The following is a 17653-nucleotide window of genomic DNA, read 5'->3' on the forward strand; positions in this document are numbered from 1 at the left end:
CCTTAATTGTAGCTGGGAAAACGAGAATAAAAAGAGTAAGATTAAAATTGTAATTTCACCTTTTTAAGGATGGGTAAAAGATGAAGCATATTGAGCATTATATAGAGCTGCTGCTGGCCCGGCCCGACCATAAGCATGCGGGGGCCATAATCGCCATAACCATTCAGGAGCTGACAACCGTGTTGAATTGTACCTCCCGCAATGTGAAGCTTGTGCTGCGGAGGCTGGTGGAAGAGGGGTATGTAGACTGGAGGGCTGGCATCGGGCGAGGAAATATCTCGCAATTGGCCGTTGTTCGAGGACTTGAGGAAGTACTTGCGGAGCATGTAAACGGGCTGCTGGAAAAAGGAAGGATGAAGGAAGCGGTGGATTGGGTCACCAGAGAGGAGCTCAACCCGGCTTTTCGCGGCAGACTGCGCATTATGCTTGAAAAGCATATGGGCTTCCAGCTTAAGCAGGCAGGCTTATCGGAGCTGGATGTACTGCGGGTAACCGTTGCCCGGAAGCTTGGCATCATTGATCCGGCTTTTTCGTACACGACCACCGAGGTTTTTTTGCTGGAGCAAATCTATAGCCGCCTGATCGATTTTGATTCGGTCGGCGAGCGCTTTGTCCCGTCCCTTGCACATGCATGGGAAAGCAATCAGGATTATACGGAATGGACCTTTTATCTGCGCAAGGGCGTGCGGTTCCATCACGGACTTGTATTTACGGCAGAGGATGTTCGGTATTCACTGGAGCGGCTGCGGGACGTACAATCTCCGTCCTGCTGGCAATACGAGGATATTTCGGAAATACAAATCATCGGAGAGCATTGCCTGTTACTGCGCCTCAAAAAGCCCAATCCTTTTTTTCTACATTTCTTCAGCAGCGCCACAATGTCGATTATTCCGCATGATGAAGGCTTTTCCGAGCAGAAGATGTTAGGCACAGGGGCCTTTAAGGTGGCGGAGAATGCTGCCCAGGTGCTCAGGCTAGAAGCGTTTGATGATTATTTTCGCGAGCGGGCCTGGCTGGATGTTGTGGAAATTTGGCATATTCCTTCGGATAGCCCAAGGGAGAGGCGGTTTTCCTTGCCTCATTCGGAGGGAGCAGTGGACGAAACAGGCATTGACGCTAACCAGGATATGGATTCCAAGCTGGATGTTTGCCGTTACTTGATTTTTAATTTTAATCGGCCTGGCATCCAGCAAGACCCTTGCTTCCGCCAGGCAATGCGCCTGCTGCTCGACAGGGGCCTGCTGATTAATGAGCTGGGTGACCGCCGCTCCATGCCGGCAAATAGCTTCCTTGTGGCAAGAAGCCGGGAAGAGGCCTGGAAAAATGGCTATTTGTCAGAGATGGAGAGGTATAAGCGGAAAAATGCCATATGGTCTGAGGGGGCTGGAGATTTGCAGGAAAGCTCGTTGCTTGAAGCGGGAAGGCTTTTGCGGGAGAGTGGCTATGGGGGAGAGACGGTCAGCCTTTATTATCATGGGCGTCCGGTGGAGCTGCAGGACATGCTGTGGCTGCGCCGGAGAGCGTTGGGGATTGGCCTGACACTGGAGCTGAAGCCTTACAGCTTTGCCGAACATACGGTGCAGAAACTTGGACAGGATGCCCAGATGATGCTGGCTACTGAGGTTCTGGAAAAGGATACTGAACTGGGTCTTTTGCGGCTGTTTTTTAATGGAGACAGTAATTTTGAGCATTTTTTCAATGAGAACCAGCTGGGAGAGCTGCGCAGCATTTTGGCTGCGTATGTCCGAGTGGAGCCCCGGGATGCAAGAGCTGCAATTATGGAGGATGCCGAACGTGTTCTGCGCCGAGACAACTGGCTGCTGTATATGTATCATATGGATTTCCGGACATTGCTGCCTCAAACGCTGCAAGGACTGGCGCAAGACTCCTTTGGCTGGCTGGATTTTTCCAAGCTGTGGATCAAAAAATGAGGCGTAAGTTGTATTCAACAATAGCGAAGGTAGCTCCTTTGGGAACGGCGTCCGATACTTTTTTGCGGGCAGCATTGACGCGCTTGTCAAACGATTTGTTCCATTTCGCAGCTTCATCCTGCATACTCAACATTGCGCCAAGCGCCGTCACTTCCTCTTCTCACCAATTGGGAAAAATGGGGGGCAACGCTGAATAGTCAAGTTATGACGCTGGAATGGGACAAATATTTTGTATCCGACCCGCTATCAACCTTGCTGCAAGGCGAGGAGCTGCTTAAGCAATTCTGTTAGAAGCGGCCAACTTCACAATCATTTATATTGCATCGTAACGCGAAAAAAAGAGGGCAAAAGCTAAAAAGACCTGCAAATGCTCCAGAAGGCATGCAGGTCTTTTTTTGTTTTTTGGCTGCCTATAAAATGAATAGGAGACTTTTGCGGCTTAAGGCCGGTTTAAGGCAAAAAGGTGAAATTCGTTAGCTCCTCATACGTAAAAGGCTGCTTGAGCATTCCTTTGGACACGCTCCAGTCCACAATGCTGTTGACTTGCTCCTCGCTAATCGGAGCGGCATGCTGAAAGCTGTTTTTCAAGCCCGCCAGATAATGGCCGATTTGCTCGGGGAACTGGTAATTCGTCAGAATATCGACATACTCCGAAGCATCAGTTACGTTCATATAGTCCACTGCGCGGTTGTAGGCCCTGTAGAAAGCGGCAATGTCGCCAGGACGCTCCTTGACCATTTTTTCGGTAAATTGCAGTGTTCCGCCTTTGATGCCGGCTTCGCGCGACCCCGCAAGCAGATGAGCGCCTTGCTGAACAAGCATGCTGGCTTGCGGCTCCGTAAATACTACGCCGTCGATCTGATCCGACAGCAGCGCTTCAGCCCGGCCGGAGAAGGATGGAATTTCGACGATGCTGTAGCTGTAGCCGCTTTGATCGGCAAAGTGGTCCATGATGTACTCCAGCAGGAAGTTTGGCACAAGGGATACCTTTTTGTCCGCCAAGCCATCAATGGAAGTAATGCCGGAGCCGGGAGAGGATAAAATTTTGAAATCCTCGCTTATATCGGAGGTGATGACCATCTCGATGCCGTTTTGTTTAAATGCGGCCTCCGTCATGATGTCGCCGATTGTAGCGTCGAGCTCTCCTGCCTGCACCGCCACGTTGCGGTCGTTAGGAGAGGCGAACGCCTTGATAGATAGCTCAGCGCCTTCCTCCTTCAAATAGCCCAGCTCATGAGCGAGAATGATCGGAATGGCTCCTTCAGCCGGCAAAATGCCTACGGTAAAGCTTTTGCCCGTTGGTTCATTGGATACGGCGGGAGCGTTATTGCTAGCCGCGCTTCCGCATGCTGCTGTCAGCAGCAAAATAGCTGTGAGAACTGCCGCAACCCATTTTTGTTTCATGATGTCTACCTCTTTTCAAAGTTATAGGATGCGCGCAAAGGCGTCGAGATCCATAAAGTAGGGAACTACATTTCGCTTCAGTTGAAGCGGATCGGTGGTGCTGTCGTTGAGACCAGGCTCCGTTGTAAAGGCCAGCTTGAAGCCGGATTGCTTCAGCACCTCGACGTTACGGCTTTTGTATATGCCAAAAGGATAGGCGAATACGTCCCGGTTGTTAAGCTGCCAGAGCTTGTTGCATTCTATGAGATCAAGGCGGAATTCCTCGTCGCTTTTCAATGTAAGACTGCTGCTGTCCGGCCCCGTCCGTTGATGAAAGTGATGGGTATGATTGGCGAATTCAAACACATCGGAGATGTCATCCAGCTCATTAACTGCCAAACAGGCCGATTGAAGAGGATTAAACGGTTTTGGCTCGTTATGCAGCCAGCCGGATACAACAAATGCGACGGCATGAAACCTGTATTCCTTCAAAATGGGATAAGCATATGTTTTGAGCGATTGAAAGCAATCGTCAAAGGTCAGCAGCACCGAACGTTCCGGAAGGGGCTCGCCTTCGCCGTAATGGCGTTTCAGCTCGTCCAGCGTCAAGGTATGATATTCCTTGTCTTGAAGATAGGCCATCTGCTCCTTGAAGCGCTCAACCGATGCGAATAAGGGGAGGGGGAGCGCATCCTCGTAGCTCTGGCGTACATCAATGGGTGAAGGCTGCTCGGGTTTCCATTCATCGGAAAGCCGCAGCTCATGATACATTAAAGTTGAAAAGCTCATCGTTCTCCTCCTAACCATGCAGCATTTTGCAGGCAGTGTATGAATGATTTTATTTTAACATAGCGCCAAAAATGTACTTGTGACTATTATCACAGGCCGTTTTGAGGTCATCCGATTGGATTGTTAGCAGCACAGTTCCTATGTTATTATTACACGAAAGTAATGAGGCCAGTGGAAATGAGGGTGGGCATGGCTCCTTTTGTAGAGCTGACAGAGATAGGTATTCGTTTGGGAGGCAAGGAAATCTTTGCCGGGATGAATGCCAGGCTGGAGCGGGGCGTTTCCTATGCGCTGATCGGCAAGTCGGGTGTGGGAAAAAGCACGCTGCTGAATCTGATCGCCGGATATTTGACTCCCGGCTCCGGGAGCTTGACGGTGGGCGGAGAGCCTGTGAACGGTCCGAGGCGGGGAACCGCTTTTTTACAGCAGGAATTAGGCTTGTTTCCTTGGCAAACCGTTGCCGAGGCCGTTGGCATGCCATTGAGGCTGGCCGGCGGCGTAACGGACAAAAAAGAAATTGCGAATAAAACGGCAGGGCTGCTGGCAGAGCTGGGACTTGAAGGGGTTGCAGGCTCTTATCCCGCTCAGCTGAGCGGAGGCCAGAGGCAGAGGGCGGCGCTTGCCAGAACGCTGATAGGCGAGCCGGATTTTTTATTAATGGACGAGCCAACGTCCTCGCTGGATGCGGTAACGAAGGAAAGCATTCAGCTGCTGGTGCAGGAGCAGCAGCGCAAACGGGGGGCAACTCTGCTGTTTGTCACGCATGATATAGAAGAAGCTGTATTGCTTGGGGATGTTATTTTTCTGCTGGAAGCCGGCGGAGGGCTTTCCAGTCGGAAAACCGCTGATTTTGAGGGTGGAACGGCCCGTGAGGACATCCGCTTTTACGAATCGTGCATCGAGCTTCGTCAATGGATGAATGCGCTATGAAGAAAATGCGAAGGTTTGTTGGAGCGCAGGTGTTTGGGTTTATCAGCTTTCTTCTTTTGTGGCAATTGATTTGTCTGGCGCTTGATATCCGAGTTATTCCAACCCCGGCGGAAACGATTAAGCAGATGCTGGCTGAGCCAAGGGAGCTTGTGCTGCATGCAGGGGCGAGCGTGTTGCGCGTTATGGCGGCGATTGCTGTGTCGCTTGCAATAGCAGTGCCGGCCGGGCTGCTGCTGGGCGGGAACAAATGGTTCAGAACGCTGGTGTCGCCGTTTGTTTATTTTATATATCCCATTCCCAAGGTGGCGTTTTTGCCTGTTTTTATGCTGTTGTTCGGTTTGGGCAACGTGTCCAAAATTATATTGATGATCTGGATCATTATGTTCCAGATTATGCTGTCGGTACGAGATGGCGTAGATAGCATACCGGGGCTCTATTTCCAGGTGATGAAGGGATTTCGCGCAAGCTCGTGGCAGACCTATCGTTACCTTGTATTGCCTGCCGTCTTGCCCCATATGTTCACCGGCTTGCGGATCAGCATCGGAATATCGCTCGCTTCGCTGTTTTTTGCTGAAAATTACGCAACGACCTACGGAATCGGCTATTATATTTTAAGCGCGTGGACCAAAATGAACTATCCCGAAATGTTTGGCGGCATCTTGACCCTTGGCCTTGTGGGGCTGCTGCTGTTCAAGGGACTGGATGCGCTGCAAAGAAAATGTACGCCATGGACTGCGAAAGGGCGGTAATTCTGCCCCCGCTGTCCATGGCGTTGCTTATGCTTTGCGCTTTTAGGCGACTCAAGCCTCTGCCGTTGGCCTGCTGCTGTTATCCGGCTGGGCTTTCATTTTGCGGTAATCGGCTGGCGTTACGCCGAAGCTTTTTTTGAACATGCGGTGAAAATAGGAGCTGCTGGTATAGCCGCATTGTGGAGCTATGTCAACAACAGGCATATCGCTTTGCTCCAGGTATTGCTTAGCGGCTTCCATTCTGACTTGATTAATGGCATCAACAATCGGCGTCAGCGCATATTGCTTATACAGACGGCTCAAATAAATGGGCGACATGCCCATCTCCTCCGCGATGCTGTTGAGGCTTAAGGAGGAATCGGCATACAGCTCGGATATCCGTTTGTTGATGCGGGCTATAAGCTCCTCGTGCCTGGAGGAGCGCTTGACGGAAAGCTTTTCCTGAAGCGCATCAAACAGCTTGTAGAAGGCGTCCTCGATTTCCTTCATCGTTTCCACCTGATCCAGCGACGGCAGATGTAAATACCCAATCCCGTTCATATCCAGATTGTTGTTTTTCTGAATCGTTGACAGATGGTTGTTGACCGTCATGGACAAATGGGCGCTCGTCATCCGTACAACGTGGAACGAATAGGCCGACGTTTCCTTCAAAATGTCGGACAGCAGACGTTTGGCCTCGTCGCTTTTACCGGTCATGAGGGCATCGGTCAGCTTCTTTTCTCTCTCCAGCGGGAAGACATAATCATTGGCTTTAAGCGCCGTGACGGACTCCGCGTCGATGATGCTGCCATGTCCGTAAAACAGCCTGTGCATGGATGCCTCGCGCACTTCCTTGTAGAGCAGGGGAAGCTGCTCCGCGCCTTCGCCTTCACGGCCCCAGGTAATGGATAGTCCAAGCTTAAGGAAGTCCCAAGCGGATTGCTGAATCTGGTTCAGCAATTCCTTAAGCAGCTCTTGCTCGCCCGGCGCTCCCTCATCCTCAAGCGGACTTAACAGCAGCACAACGCTGTCCTCTTCCATGTCTACCGTTTCCGCCTTGAAATAACGGGCGCTGATTTCGCCGCTTATATTCATAATTGCAAAGCGGTAAGGAAGCAAATCGTCGCCTCTTGTTTCCTTCAGGTGAGCAAAGCGGTCAATCCGGATCAGCACAACCCGATACCCGGCTTGAAAGTCGAATGTAATGCCGCTTTGCGCCATTCTCTGCATCTGTGCAGGCGTCTGCAATTTTTTTGAGCCTTGCATCAAGCCCCTCAGCCAATTTTGCCGGATGGTATAGGAGGTGTTCCTTCTTTCATTTTCCAGCATGTTCATCTGGCTTTCCATCAGCCGAATGGGCTTGTAAAGCATATGAGAAAGCAGCCAGGATACAAACAATCCCCCTGCAAGTATGCCTGCGGCAATCCAGATTGTCCTGTTTACAATGGATGTTGTCCCTGCGGTAATTTCGCTATAGGGAGTAACCCGGACATACTGCCATTCCAGTGCATCCGGTGCGGTGTAGGAGATAAACGACTTACGTCCTTGGAAATCCGCAACGATATAGCCCGACGGCTGATTGTCTACCTCCCGTTCCAGCAAGGCCAGATCATTTATGTCTAGCTGCGCTGGTTCAAGCGTGTCACCCGACAAAAGCTGATTCTGATTATCCATAATATAAGATTTTGCGCCTCTGGGCTTAACGGCTGCCCCAATATCCCGGTTAATCCATGCGGCGGAAATATTGATAATAACGGCGGAATTAATCTGGTTGCTTTTGCCGATTGCATCATAGCCCAGATACGTATAGGCCCTGGTTGTCTGCTCGCCCTCCAGCAGCTCTGTTGTATAGGTGCGCGGAATAGGCGTAAAGGGACGATAGCTCTGGAATTGGTTCAGAATGTCCAATATTCCCTGATCCTCAAGCTCGGTCCGGCTTAATGTGCCGCCTTGTCCCTGGCGCCTGGCGGTATAAAACAGATCGCTGGCTGAATTGTAGACATAAATCGATTCAATATAAGGCATAGAATTCAAATAATTGTCCAGCTCGTTCATAGCGATTCTAACATCATAATAGCTTGGCTCGGAATAAAACATTAACTTCGTTATCGCAAATGACCGGTAAATCTGGAAGGAGAGCGATTGTGCGTTTTCCGTCATGCTGATAACTTCCTTGCTGGTTTGCGCCAGGTTGCTGGCATCGGATTGATACGTTTTACGCAGATCAAGCTGCATATAGGCAAAGAAGTAAAATAGCGACGATACCAACAGTGTCAGCGCGATGCACAAGGACGTCGTAAAGAGCAGCTTTCCGTAAAGCTTCCCATTGCTCTTCCATGAAAAAGCTGACATTGCAATCCCCCTTTAACCAGACTTTCAGCGAACAGCTTGTGATCTGTGCGCCCTTTTTAGAAAGCGTTTTCTTTTTTTGTTTTTTTATTATAAGGTGCAGTGTGAAGCAAAACAATGAATTAAATGGATATTGGTGAACCGAACCCCAAAACCGACAGTGAACAATTTTAACTTTAATGAACTTTATCACCGCAAATGCCTGTCCCGCGGGCTTTTGCTTGTGCCTCGCCGTTTTACACAATGATACTAATTGTTCAATTCGGTTTTCTTCTTTTTGTTCACTTTCCTTGATATTGTGCTCTTTCGCATAGCTGCTTTACGGTCGTACACTAAAGGCAGTTCAAGCGACCGATGCGGCGGCATGCATTAAGAACTTCGGCATCATCCTGTAACCGCTTTTACGGACAGCCGCATCACATTTAAATTACGCACGCATCGAAGGGAGAATGCAACACATGCAAAGGAAGAGTGGGTTACTGAAGGAACTGGTGGTAAACCGGCTGCTGTTTCTGATGCTCTTGCCAACTGTACTATTTTTTCTAATCAATTCTTATACCCCGATGGTGGGCATCTATTATGCATTTACTCGGTTCGACTTCAATACCAGCTTGTTCAACAGCCAATTTGTTGGTCTGCAGAACTTTGAGTTTCTATGGAAATCAGGTGTTTTAGCCAGATTAACTTTTAATACCATTGGCTACAACCTAGCGTTCATCTTATTGGGCAATGTGCTTGCGATCGCCTTGGCGGTGCTGATTAGTGAACTAAGGCTGAAATGGTTCAAAAAGCTGACTCAATCTATTATGTTCCTGCCTTATTTCGTATCCTTTGTTATTCTCAGCGTTATCGTGTACAACATGTTCAACTACGAAAGCGGTTTTTTGAATACGTTTTTAGCCAAGCTTGGCGCAGAACCGCTGGATATCTATAATATGCCATGGATTTGGATTTTTCTGATTATCATCTTTTATCTTTGGAAAAATATCGGCTACAGCATGGTTATTTATCTGGCTTCCATAACAGGCATCAGCGAAGAGTATTACGAAGCCGCCAAGATCGACGGCGCGAATATCTTCCAACGGATCTGGTATATAACAATTCCCATGCTGAAAACAACGTTTGTTATGCTTTTGCTTTTTGCTCTTGGCAGCATCATGAAAGGGCAGTTCGATTTGTTCTATCAGCTAGTTGGAAATAACGGAATGCTATATAACACGACAGATATTCTGGACACCTACGTATACCGTTCGCTGAAGGTTACCTTTGATATCGGGATGTCGACAGCAGCCGGCCTGTATCAATCGCTATTCGGATTTATTCTGATCATGACGGTGAATGCCATTATCAAAAAAATCAACGACGAATACGCCTTGTTCTAGATAAAGGCTGCTTCCTTATCAGTTAGCGATGAAAGCGGGAGGTTTACAATGAAAATTAAAGACGACAATTATATGAAGTGGTTCAGGCTGTTAGCTTTTGTTGTTATTCTGCTCACCAGCGTAGCCTGTCTGTTTCCGCTTCTGCTTATTATCTCGGCTTCACTTACTCAGAACGAAGCCATTATCAGGGACGGTTACAATCTTATCCCAACCGTATTTTCACTGGAGGGCTACAAGACGGTGTTCCGGTTTCCGGAACAGGTTCTAAGAGCGTACGGAATCACAGGCTTCGCCACTGTTACCGGCACCCTGCTGGGACTGTTCTTTATGACAATGGCGGGTTACGTGCTTCAGCGAAAGGATTTTAAATATCGCAACTTCTTTGCTTTCATGATTTATTTCACGACGTTATTTGGCGGCGGTCTGGTGCCATGGTACATTCTGTTAACTAAATATTTGAAGCTGACGGATACGTACACTGTTTTGATATTCCCCGGCCTTATGACGCCGTTTCTTATTATATTGATGAAAAACTTTATTCGCTCTGCAGTGCCGGATGAGGTCATCGAATCCGCCAAGATCGACGGCGCCAACGATTTCACGATCTACAGCCGGATTGTGCTTCACCTGTCCATGCCCGGCATCGCGACGGTTGGTTTGTTCCTGGCGCTCCAATATTGGAATGACTGGTTCACATCCTCGTTGTTCATCAACGATACAAACATGTACCAGCTGCAGTATTACCTGTACAACGTCATTAATGCCATGAGCTTCGTGGCGCAAATGGGTGCAGGCACAGGTGTTTCGATTGGCGACCTGCCAACGGAATCCACGAAAATGGCAATGGCTATTATTGTCACAGGCCCCATTCTATTCTTGTATCCGTTCGTACAGCGTTATTTTGTCAAGGGTCTTACGATCGGAGCGGTAAAAGGTTAGAACCGGACGGAGGCAAAGCCTTCGCTACTGGCTAACATAGAGGAAAGCATGATAAAAAGGGAGGATATTAAAGATGAAAAAATCAGCAAAGGCCTTATCCGTACTGCTATCCTTTGTACTCGTTGCCGTATTGCTTGCGGCATGCTCGAGTAATGGCGGAACAGCAACTCCTACAGCTTCGCCAGAGTCTTCGCAAGCAACAAATGAAGGAAGCGGAACAGACGGAGAAGGAGCCAAACCCGGCATAGACACCTCCAAGGCAGTCGAGCTTCAATTCTACATGCTGGGTGATGCGCCCAAGGACTTGTCGTCCATTCAGGACGCAATTAACAAAATGGCAAAAGAAGATCTCAATGCAACCGTTAAATTCAACTATACATCTTGGACGGACTGGGATCAAAAGTACAAATTGCTGCTTGGCTCCGGCCAACAGGTTGACCTGATCTTTACTGCAGAATGGACACAATATCAATCCTATGCCAAACGCGGCGCATTCCTGCCGCTTGATGAGCTGCTGCCTGTAGCTGCTCCTGCTTTGTATGATTTTGTGCCAAAAGATATGTGGGAAGCTGTAAAAATCGACGATAAGATTTACACAGTTCCTGCTACGTACAAGGAATATGTAACAGACGGCTTTGTATGGAGAGAAGATTTGCGCAAGAAATATAACCTGCCTAAACCGGTAGATATCGAAACTTTTGAGCAATATCTGGACGGTATCAAGAAAAACGAGCCTAATGTAACGCCTCTTTCGATGAACTCCGATGTTAAAACCAATCTGATGGACCGCTTCAGAGCGATTTCCGGCACACCTATTGGCGCGCTTCCATACGGTCTTGATGTAGATTACCATTCCCCAAGTGAAATGACAGCTTATTGGGGCACGGAAGAGCATAAGCAGGACCTGGTAACGATGAAGCGTTGGCAAGACAACGGCTATATGGTGAAAAACGTGCTGGCCGTGAAGGATACGATGCAGGATCAGATTACTAGCGGTAAAGCCGCAGCTATTCTGGGCGACAACCCGACTCGTTTCAACGACATGGTTATCAAAATTCAAGCGACTCATCCTGACTGGGAACTGGGCTATTATCCATTCCCGCTGACTAATGGTTTGGCTACTCCGGTACATCCGATTCACAACGGCTTTGCCGTTCCTGCAAGCAGCAAAAACGCAGAGCGCGCATTGGCCTTCTATGAAAAAATGGTGACGGACAAACGTTACAATCTGCTTACACAATATGGCGTTGAGGGAACGAACTACGAAATTGTTGACGGCTACTACAGCATGATCGGAGATTCCAATTCCAACGGCTTTCCGCGTGAAGGCATGAACGGCTGGGCTTGGCGGAATCCAGAGTATATGCTGTTCGACAAAAACTATGACGGCGTTAAAGCAATCTTCGACGAGCTGGACAAAATTCAGGTTCCAGACAAGTTTACTGGTTTTGCAGAGGACTACACGACTTATCAGGCAGAAAGAGCAGCTCTTGAGCAGGTAGAAAAGCAATATCTGTTCCCGCTGAATGCGGGCATTGTCAAGGACATTGACGCCGGTTTGAAAACATTTATGGAAAAAGCAAACCAGGCGGGCCTCGAAAAAATTCAGGCTGAATACAAAAAGCAATGGCTGCAATATGTGCAGGAGCAAGGAATTAAATAAATAAAGCTCATGAAATGAAAAATGCGGTTTCATGGATGTCCTGCGGACGTCTATGGAGCCGCATTTTTTGGGCATAAGTTCGGTCAATTCTGCGACAGGGGGGCCGCTCTGTGATAAAATGACTCTGTAAGGTTGAACTCGCACTCTTGCACTAAAAAGGCATTCACTACTTTTCATCAAAAAAGGAGCTGGAATGTAAGATGTCGGAAAAAAGCATCAAATGGGGCGTTTTTGGCCCGGGCTGGATCTCGTCCAAATTTGTTAAGGACCTTAAGTTTGCCAAAGGAGCGGAATTGATCGCAGTTGGCGGCAGAAGATTGGAGAAGGCCGTACAATTTGCGAAAACCTATAACATTCCGAGGGCTTACGGTTCAGTTGAAGAGCTGGCGCAGGACCCCGATGTAGATATTGTTTACGTTGGCACGCTTCACACTGTACATAAAGAAAATGCGTTAGCGCTGCTAAAGGGCGGCAAATCGGTGCTTTGCGAAAAACCTTTTACGATGAATGAAGGGGAAGCGGCGGAGCTGATTCAGACAGCGCGGGAGCATGGCGTATTTCTGATGGAAGCTATGTGGACGCGTTATTTGCCGCCCATTATAAAAGTCAGACAGTGGCTTGCTGAAGGGAGAATCGGCGAGGTGCGGATGCTGAAGGCGGATTTCGGCTTCAACATCGGCTGGAATCCCGGCAGCCGGCTGCTGGACCCTGCTCAGGGCGGCGGAGCGCTGCTGGATGCGGGCATTTACCCGGTATCCTTTGCATCCATGGTGTTCGGCCAGCAGCCGGAAACCATTTCAAGCGTCGCTTCCATCGGCAAAACGGGCGTGGACGAGCAATTTTCGCTGTTGTTTGGTTATCCCGGGGGCCGCAGCGCGGTGTTGAACGGAGCCGTGCAGCTTGGAATGGTTAATGACGCTTATATTTATGGCACGGAGGGGTATATCCGTATTCCAGACTTTCTGTTCGGCAAATCCGCAACCCTGTTCGCCAAGGATAAGGAGCCGGAGCATTATGCCGATGCCCGGGAAGCGGAGGGGTATGCCTTCGAGGCGGAAGAGGCTATGGCATGCTTGCGCGAAGGAAAGCTGGAGTCTAGTATAATGCCTCTTTCGGAAACGCAGGCTATTATGGGAACGCTCGACGAAATCCGCAAGCAGTGGGGTTTGGTATATAGCGCAGACAAGTAAGAAGAAGGATGATTAATCCAGAATGAATACAATAGCATTGCTGTCCTCGTGGACGGAAGGCGATCTCAGGGCATGGCTGGAGCACTTTCGCTCCTTCGGGCCGCTTCCCGGTATTTTGCTTACCTTTATGAAATCATTTGTGCCGCCGCTGCCTACCATGGTTATTATCGGATTAAACGCTGCTGTTTATGGTCTCTGGCAGGGGTTTCTTTACTCCTGGATCGGCATTGTTAGCGGATGTCTAACGACGTTTATGCTGGTCCGCAAGGCGTCGAATCTGCGTTATGTGCAGAGATGGCGGCAAAAGCCCAAGGTACAGAAGGCATTGCACTGGGCCAGGCGCAACGCGTTCAGCTACGTGTTTGTGCTAAGCCTGTTTCCGATGGGGCCGTTCGTTGCTGTCAATGTGGCGGCCGCGGTGTCCGGCATGACGGTTCGCTCTTATCTCGCGGCGCTTCTGCCTGGCAAGGCGATCATGATTTTTTATGTTTCCTATATCGGATATGATCTGGAGCGCTTTGCCCGGCGTCCCTGGGAGATCGTCTTTATTGTCCTGTTCGTAGCACTTGCCTGGTGGATTAGCCGCAAGGTTGAAGCCCATTTCACCAAAATGGGGCAGCTTGACGAAAGCGGGGAAAGCAGCAATTAATCGCAAGGTATTGCAAGAAACATACGGTAGAGAATAAAAGAGGGAGCATGCCGGCGTTGCGGCGCGCTTTCTCTTTTTCCTGTATTTCCCTATCATTCGACAGCGCCGCGCAAAAAAAGTATAATAGAGACTGCAATGTTAATAATGGATATGGTGGTGGACCACATTTCTTACGTAATTGCATTCCTGATATCGTTTGTTGTTGTTTATCTGCTGATTCCTCCGTTCAGCAAGCTGGCCTTCAAGCTTGATTTTGTGGACAAGCCCCGCAAGGATGTGGAGCGCAAGCTTCATCGGGAGCCGATTCCGCTGACGGCAAGTTATGCCATCTTTATCGGTTTTTTTGCAGCCTATCTGCTTGTGTCCAGAGAGATCAACCGGGAGACGGCGGCTTTGTTTGCAGGGGGCGTTATGCTGCTCGTTATCGGAACCATTGACGACTGGTACAAAACAAAAGGGAAGGACTTTCCGGCCTTGCCCAAGCTGATTGTGCAGATGTCGGCTGCGGTGCTCGTATATGCATCGGGCGTTGTGTTTACGGGCTTCGTGAATCCCTTCTCCGGAGATTACATAGAGCTTCCCGTCATTTTGCAGTTTGTGCTGACTATATTGTGGATATTTGGTGTAACGACAGTTATTAACTTTTCGGACGGACTGGACGGTCTTGCAGGCGGCCTGTCGGCTATATCCGCCGCTACGCTGTTTGTTGTTGCGCTGGCAATGGGACAATCCAATTCCGCCATTATGGCTGTTATTCTTGTGGGCGTTACCTTGGCCTATCTGCGCTTTAACAAACCGCCGGCAAAGGTATTTATGGGAGATGCGGGAGCAACCTTCCTGGGATTCGTGCTTGCGGTGATCGCTCTGGACGGCGCTTTCAAGCAAGCAACGGTGCTGTCGCTGTTTATTCCGATTTTGGCGCTGGGCGTTCCTATTTTTGATAATTTGTTCGTTGTCGTCAAACGGTTTATTCAAGGCAAGTCCATTTATCAGGCGGACGCCAGCCAAGCTCATTACCGTCTTCTGCGGGCGGGGCTGAACCACAAGCAGGCCCTGCTGTTTCTCATTCTGCTAAGCACCTGTCTCGGCCTGTCCTCTATCATTTTGATGCTGGTACAGGTTGTCTGAATAGCTGATTCAAATGGCAGCGAAGAGCCGTTTTCTACGGCGCTTCGCTGTTTTTGCGTTATGTTGGACTTATATAGTTGTATTTAGATAATAAATTTGTTATCGTGTTGACAGAAGAGGTGATTGCGAATGGGCAAATCGGCATTATTTTATCGGATGGTAACATTTGTTGCAGCGGTTCATCGCATCCAGGTTGAACTGGGCAAGGATATTAATCTGGACGGCATGACGCCGGTTCAATACGCCATTTTGGAATATATCGCTGTGGACCAGCCAGTAACGCTTAGCGGGATTAGTGAGTGCTTGGGCATGTCGATGCCTAATGCGAGCCGGGAGCTGAGAAAGCTTGCGGAAATGGGCTTGTGCAGTAAATATACAGATGAAGTAGATCGGCGCAAGCAGCATATTACGTTGTCTTCCGCGGGGGAAGAAAGAATGAAATCTATTTTTGCCCAGATGGAAAGCAGGTTAATGAATAGAATGGGCGAAATTTCGCCGTCCGAAATGGAAGCTATCGTTAATGCCATGGACACGCTTCAGTCTCTTGTTTTTAATGATGGAAGCAAATGAGGCTAAACGGAATCGGTATCATTAAAACCTGGGTATTATACATTTATGTGCATGAAAAAGTCTGGTCCGGAGCACCCTGTTTTCAAGGTACCCGGACTTTTTTGACGTTGCGCTGCAACGGGCAATGAGAAGCCTTGAGGCGTCTTGAAATCCTGCGGGAGCGGGAGTTATAATTATTAAATAGCTGAACTATTTATAACTAAAGCTTTAAGCGGGAGGATGAATGACATGGTCAAATTGTTTCGCTTGCTCAAACCCTACCGCGCTGCCATTGGCTTGGTCATGATGCTGATTCTGCTGCAATCGCTGGCAGAGCTGTATCTTCCAACCTTGATGGCCGACATTGTCAACAAAGGAGTAATAGAGGGCAACAAAGCTTATATTTGGCGAATGGGCGGATTCATGCTAGGCGTAACGTTAGCCGGTACGCTTGTTTCTGTGCTTGCCAGCTTGTATGCCTCCCGGATTTCCTCCGGCTTTGGCCGTTTGGTGCGAAGCAAGGTATTCTCCCATGTAGAAGGCTTTTCGCTGCAGGAATTTGACAAGATCGGTACGGCATCGCTAATTACGAGAACAACGAACGACATCAACCAGGTGCAGCAGGTGCTGATGATGATGCTGCGTATGATGGTCATGGCGCCGATGATGTGCATCGGGGGCATTATTATGGCGCTTTACAAGGATGCCAAGCTAACGCTTGTGCTTCTGGTGGCGCTGCCGGTGCTCGCGCTGGCCATCTGGCTGATTACCTCCAAAGGAATGCCTTATTTTAAGGCAATCCAGAAAAAGCTGGACCGGATCAATCTGGTGCTTCGCGAAAACTTGACCGGTATCCGGGTTATTCGCTCGTTCAACCGGACAGAGCATGAAAGAGAACGTTTTGTTGCCGCAAACGCCGACTTGATGGATAATGCCATAAAAGTAAATCGTATTATGGCGTTTATGATGCCGCTTATGATGCTTATTATGAACTTGTCCACGATTGCGATCGTTTGGTTCGGCGGCCTTCGGATCGGCAGCGGCGCGATGGGCGTTGGCGACTTGATGGCATTTATCCAATATGCGATGCAAATTATGTTTTCTCTGCTGATGTTCTCCATGATGTTTGTTATGGTGCCTCGCGCCGCCGCGTCCGCGCAGCGTATTAATGAGGTTATTGATCTGGAGCCAACCGTAGTTGATCCAGCCGCCATGCAAAAAGCAAGCAGCTCCGTCAAGCAAGGGACGGTAGAATTCAGAAATGTTTCCTTCCATTATCCCGGCGCGGAGCGTCCCGCTCTGAGCGATATTTCGTTTACAGCAAAGCCTGGCCAGGTGACGGCTATTATCGGCGGGACCGGCTCGGGCAAATCGACTCTACTGGGGCTCATTCCGCGATTTTTCGACGTTGGTGAAGGTTCGGTGACTGTGGATGGCGTGGATGTGAGAAAATGGGGGCAGGAGCCGCTGAGGAGCGGCATTTCGCTGGTGCCTCAAAAAGCCGTATTGTTTACAGGCACGGTATCCGAAAATATCCGCTACGGCAAGGAAGACGCGACGGAGGAAGAAATAATCGCAGCGTCCAAAACGGCGCAGGCGCTTGATTTTGTATCGGAAATGCCTGAGAAATTTGATACTATGATCGCGCAAGGCGGAGTCAATGTATCCGGCGGACAAAAGCAACGGTTGTCCATTGCGCGAGCGCTTGTGCGGCGTCCTAAAGTATTTCTGTTCGACGATAGCTTCTCTGCGCTGGACTACAAAACGGATGCCAGGCTGAGGGCCGCCTTGAAGGAGGAAACCTCGGATGCTACGGTCATTATTGTGGCGCAGCGCGTTAGTACGGTTATGGATGCGGATCAGATTATCGTTCTGGACGAAGGTATCATTTCCGGCATCGGCACCCATCGGGAGCTGATGGAGCATTCCTCTGTCTATCGCGAAATTGTTGCATCCCAGCTGTCAGAGGAGGAGATCGCATGAGCGGCGCAGGAAACGGGCATGACAACAAGGGGCATGGAAGTGCTAAAGGGCCGTCCAGCC

The 17653-nt window shown here is 49.3% G+C and carries 15 protein-coding genes; 11 read left to right on the top strand and 4 right to left on the bottom strand.

Translation table 11 applies throughout. The annotated features are described in order from the left end of the window. The first annotated feature begins 80 nt into the window (after positions 1-80). Positions 81-1931 (top strand): ABC transporter substrate-binding protein, encoded by a 1851-nt coding sequence (locus A7K91_RS25540; protein WP_068687304.1) that lies wholly within the window; start codon positions 81-83, stop codon positions 1929-1931. Here A7K91_RS25540 and A7K91_RS26650 read toward each other — a convergent pair. From A7K91_RS26650 to A7K91_RS25550, 3 genes are all read right to left on the bottom strand, one after another. Continuing rightward, positions 1921-2082, bottom strand: coding sequence for a TroA family protein (locus A7K91_RS26650; RefSeq protein WP_156739811.1), 162 nt, complete (start codon positions 2080-2082; stop codon positions 1921-1923). The genes A7K91_RS25540 and A7K91_RS26650 overlap by 11 nt on opposite strands. 299 nt (positions 2083-2381) lie before the next feature. Continuing rightward, a complete protein-coding gene (locus A7K91_RS25545) occupies positions 2382-3335 on the bottom strand; it encodes an ABC transporter substrate-binding protein (protein WP_068687305.1) in 954 nt (317 codons plus the stop codon). A 21-nt stretch (positions 3336-3356) separates the two neighbouring features. Continuing rightward, positions 3357-4103, bottom strand: coding sequence for a polysaccharide deacetylase family protein (locus tag A7K91_RS25550; protein WP_068687306.1), 747 nt, complete (start codon positions 4101-4103; stop codon positions 3357-3359). Positions 4104-4280: 177 nt separating this feature from the next. On the opposite strand from A7K91_RS25550, the gene A7K91_RS25555 reads away from it, so the two are divergent. Both A7K91_RS25555 and A7K91_RS25560 read left to right on the top strand, forming a co-directional pair. Beyond that, positions 4281-5033, top strand: coding sequence for an ABC transporter ATP-binding protein (locus tag A7K91_RS25555; RefSeq protein WP_211274568.1), 753 nt, complete (start codon positions 4281-4283; stop codon positions 5031-5033). Then, on the top strand, positions 5030-5782 hold the full coding sequence (locus A7K91_RS25560) for an ABC transporter permease (RefSeq protein WP_068687307.1): 753 nt from the start codon (positions 5030-5032) through the stop codon (positions 5780-5782). The genes A7K91_RS25555 and A7K91_RS25560 overlap by 4 nt, the downstream gene beginning before the upstream one ends. A gap of 51 nt (positions 5783-5833) precedes the next feature. On the opposite strand, the gene A7K91_RS25565 is transcribed toward A7K91_RS25560, so the two are convergent. Then, positions 5834-8113 carry an AraC family transcriptional regulator gene (locus A7K91_RS25565; RefSeq protein ID WP_068687308.1) on the bottom strand — a complete coding sequence of 760 codons (2280 nt, stop codon included), beginning with the start codon at positions 8111-8113 and terminating at the stop codon, positions 5834-5836. A gap of 455 nt (positions 8114-8568) precedes the next feature. On the opposite strand from A7K91_RS25565, the gene A7K91_RS25570 reads away from it, so the two are divergent. From A7K91_RS25570 to A7K91_RS25605, 8 genes are all read left to right on the top strand, one after another. Then, positions 8569-9492, top strand: a complete 924-nt coding sequence (locus tag A7K91_RS25570; RefSeq protein ID WP_156739814.1) for an ABC transporter permease — start codon at positions 8569-8571, stop codon at positions 9490-9492. 48 nt (positions 9493-9540) lie between these two features. Further along, positions 9541-10431: a carbohydrate ABC transporter permease gene (locus A7K91_RS25575; RefSeq protein WP_068687310.1), complete on the top strand. Its 891-nt coding sequence runs from the start codon at positions 9541-9543 to the stop codon at positions 10429-10431. A gap of 73 nt (positions 10432-10504) precedes the next feature. Beyond that, a complete protein-coding gene (locus tag A7K91_RS25580) occupies positions 10505-12094 on the top strand; it encodes an extracellular solute-binding protein (protein WP_068687311.1) in 1590 nt (529 codons plus the stop codon). Positions 12095-12294: 200 nt separating this feature from the next. After that, the gene (locus A7K91_RS25585) at positions 12295-13284 is read left to right on the top strand and encodes a Gfo/Idh/MocA family protein (RefSeq protein WP_068687312.1); all 990 of its coding nucleotides are present in this window, start codon (positions 12295-12297) and stop codon (positions 13282-13284) included. A gap of 22 nt (positions 13285-13306) precedes the next feature. Further along, positions 13307-13933, top strand: a complete 627-nt coding sequence (locus tag A7K91_RS25590; protein ID WP_068687313.1) for a TVP38/TMEM64 family protein — start codon at positions 13307-13309, stop codon at positions 13931-13933. A 150-nt stretch (positions 13934-14083) separates the two neighbouring features. Further along, positions 14084-15061, top strand: a complete 978-nt coding sequence (locus tag A7K91_RS25595) for an MraY family glycosyltransferase (protein WP_068687394.1) — start codon at positions 14084-14086, stop codon at positions 15059-15061. Between the two features lie 129 nt (positions 15062-15190). Further along, positions 15191-15631 (top strand): MarR family winged helix-turn-helix transcriptional regulator, encoded by a 441-nt coding sequence (locus A7K91_RS25600; RefSeq protein WP_068687314.1) that lies wholly within the window; start codon positions 15191-15193, stop codon positions 15629-15631. 228 nt (positions 15632-15859) lie between these two features. Further along, the gene (locus tag A7K91_RS25605) at positions 15860-17593 is read left to right on the top strand and encodes an ABC transporter ATP-binding protein (protein ID WP_068687315.1); all 1734 of its coding nucleotides are present in this window, start codon (positions 15860-15862) and stop codon (positions 17591-17593) included. Positions 17594-17653: the final 60 nt, after the last annotated feature.

The organism is Paenibacillus oryzae, from assembly GCF_001675045.1.
Taxonomy (GTDB): Bacteria; Bacillota; Bacilli; order Paenibacillales; family Paenibacillaceae; genus Pristimantibacillus; species Pristimantibacillus oryzae.

What these genes read in the sequence shown, in the direction of transcription:
- A7K91_RS25540 (WP_068687304.1), top strand. Translation starts at nt 81, where the DNA reads ATGAAGCATATTGAGCATTATATAGAGCTGCTGCTGGCCCGGCCCGAC.
- A7K91_RS25545 (WP_068687305.1), bottom strand. Translation starts at nt 3,335, where the DNA reads ATGAAACAAAAATGGGTTGCGGCAGTTCTCACAGCTATTTTGCTGCTG.
- A7K91_RS25550 (WP_068687306.1), bottom strand. Translation starts at nt 4,103, where the DNA reads ATGAGCTTTTCAACTTTAATGTATCATGAGCTGCGGCTTTCCGATGAA.
- A7K91_RS25555 (WP_211274568.1), top strand. Translation starts at nt 4,281, where the DNA reads ATGAGGGTGGGCATGGCTCCTTTTGTAGAGCTGACAGAGATAGGTATT.
- A7K91_RS25560 (WP_068687307.1), top strand. Translation starts at nt 5,030, where the DNA reads ATGAAGAAAATGCGAAGGTTTGTTGGAGCGCAGGTGTTTGGGTTTATC.
- A7K91_RS25565 (WP_068687308.1), bottom strand. Translation starts at nt 8,113, where the DNA reads ATGTCAGCTTTTTCATGGAAGAGCAATGGGAAGCTTTACGGAAAGCTG.
- A7K91_RS25570 (WP_156739814.1), top strand. Translation starts at nt 8,569, where the DNA reads ATGCAAAGGAAGAGTGGGTTACTGAAGGAACTGGTGGTAAACCGGCTG.
- A7K91_RS25575 (WP_068687310.1), top strand. Translation starts at nt 9,541, where the DNA reads ATGAAAATTAAAGACGACAATTATATGAAGTGGTTCAGGCTGTTAGCT.
- A7K91_RS25580 (WP_068687311.1), top strand. Translation starts at nt 10,505, where the DNA reads ATGAAAAAATCAGCAAAGGCCTTATCCGTACTGCTATCCTTTGTACTC.
- A7K91_RS25585 (WP_068687312.1), top strand. Translation starts at nt 12,295, where the DNA reads ATGTCGGAAAAAAGCATCAAATGGGGCGTTTTTGGCCCGGGCTGGATC.
- A7K91_RS25590 (WP_068687313.1), top strand. Translation starts at nt 13,307, where the DNA reads ATGAATACAATAGCATTGCTGTCCTCGTGGACGGAAGGCGATCTCAGG.
- A7K91_RS25595 (WP_068687394.1), top strand. Translation starts at nt 14,084, where the DNA reads ATGGTGGTGGACCACATTTCTTACGTAATTGCATTCCTGATATCGTTT.
- A7K91_RS25600 (WP_068687314.1), top strand. Translation starts at nt 15,191, where the DNA reads ATGGGCAAATCGGCATTATTTTATCGGATGGTAACATTTGTTGCAGCG.
- A7K91_RS25605 (WP_068687315.1), top strand. Translation starts at nt 15,860, where the DNA reads ATGGTCAAATTGTTTCGCTTGCTCAAACCCTACCGCGCTGCCATTGGC.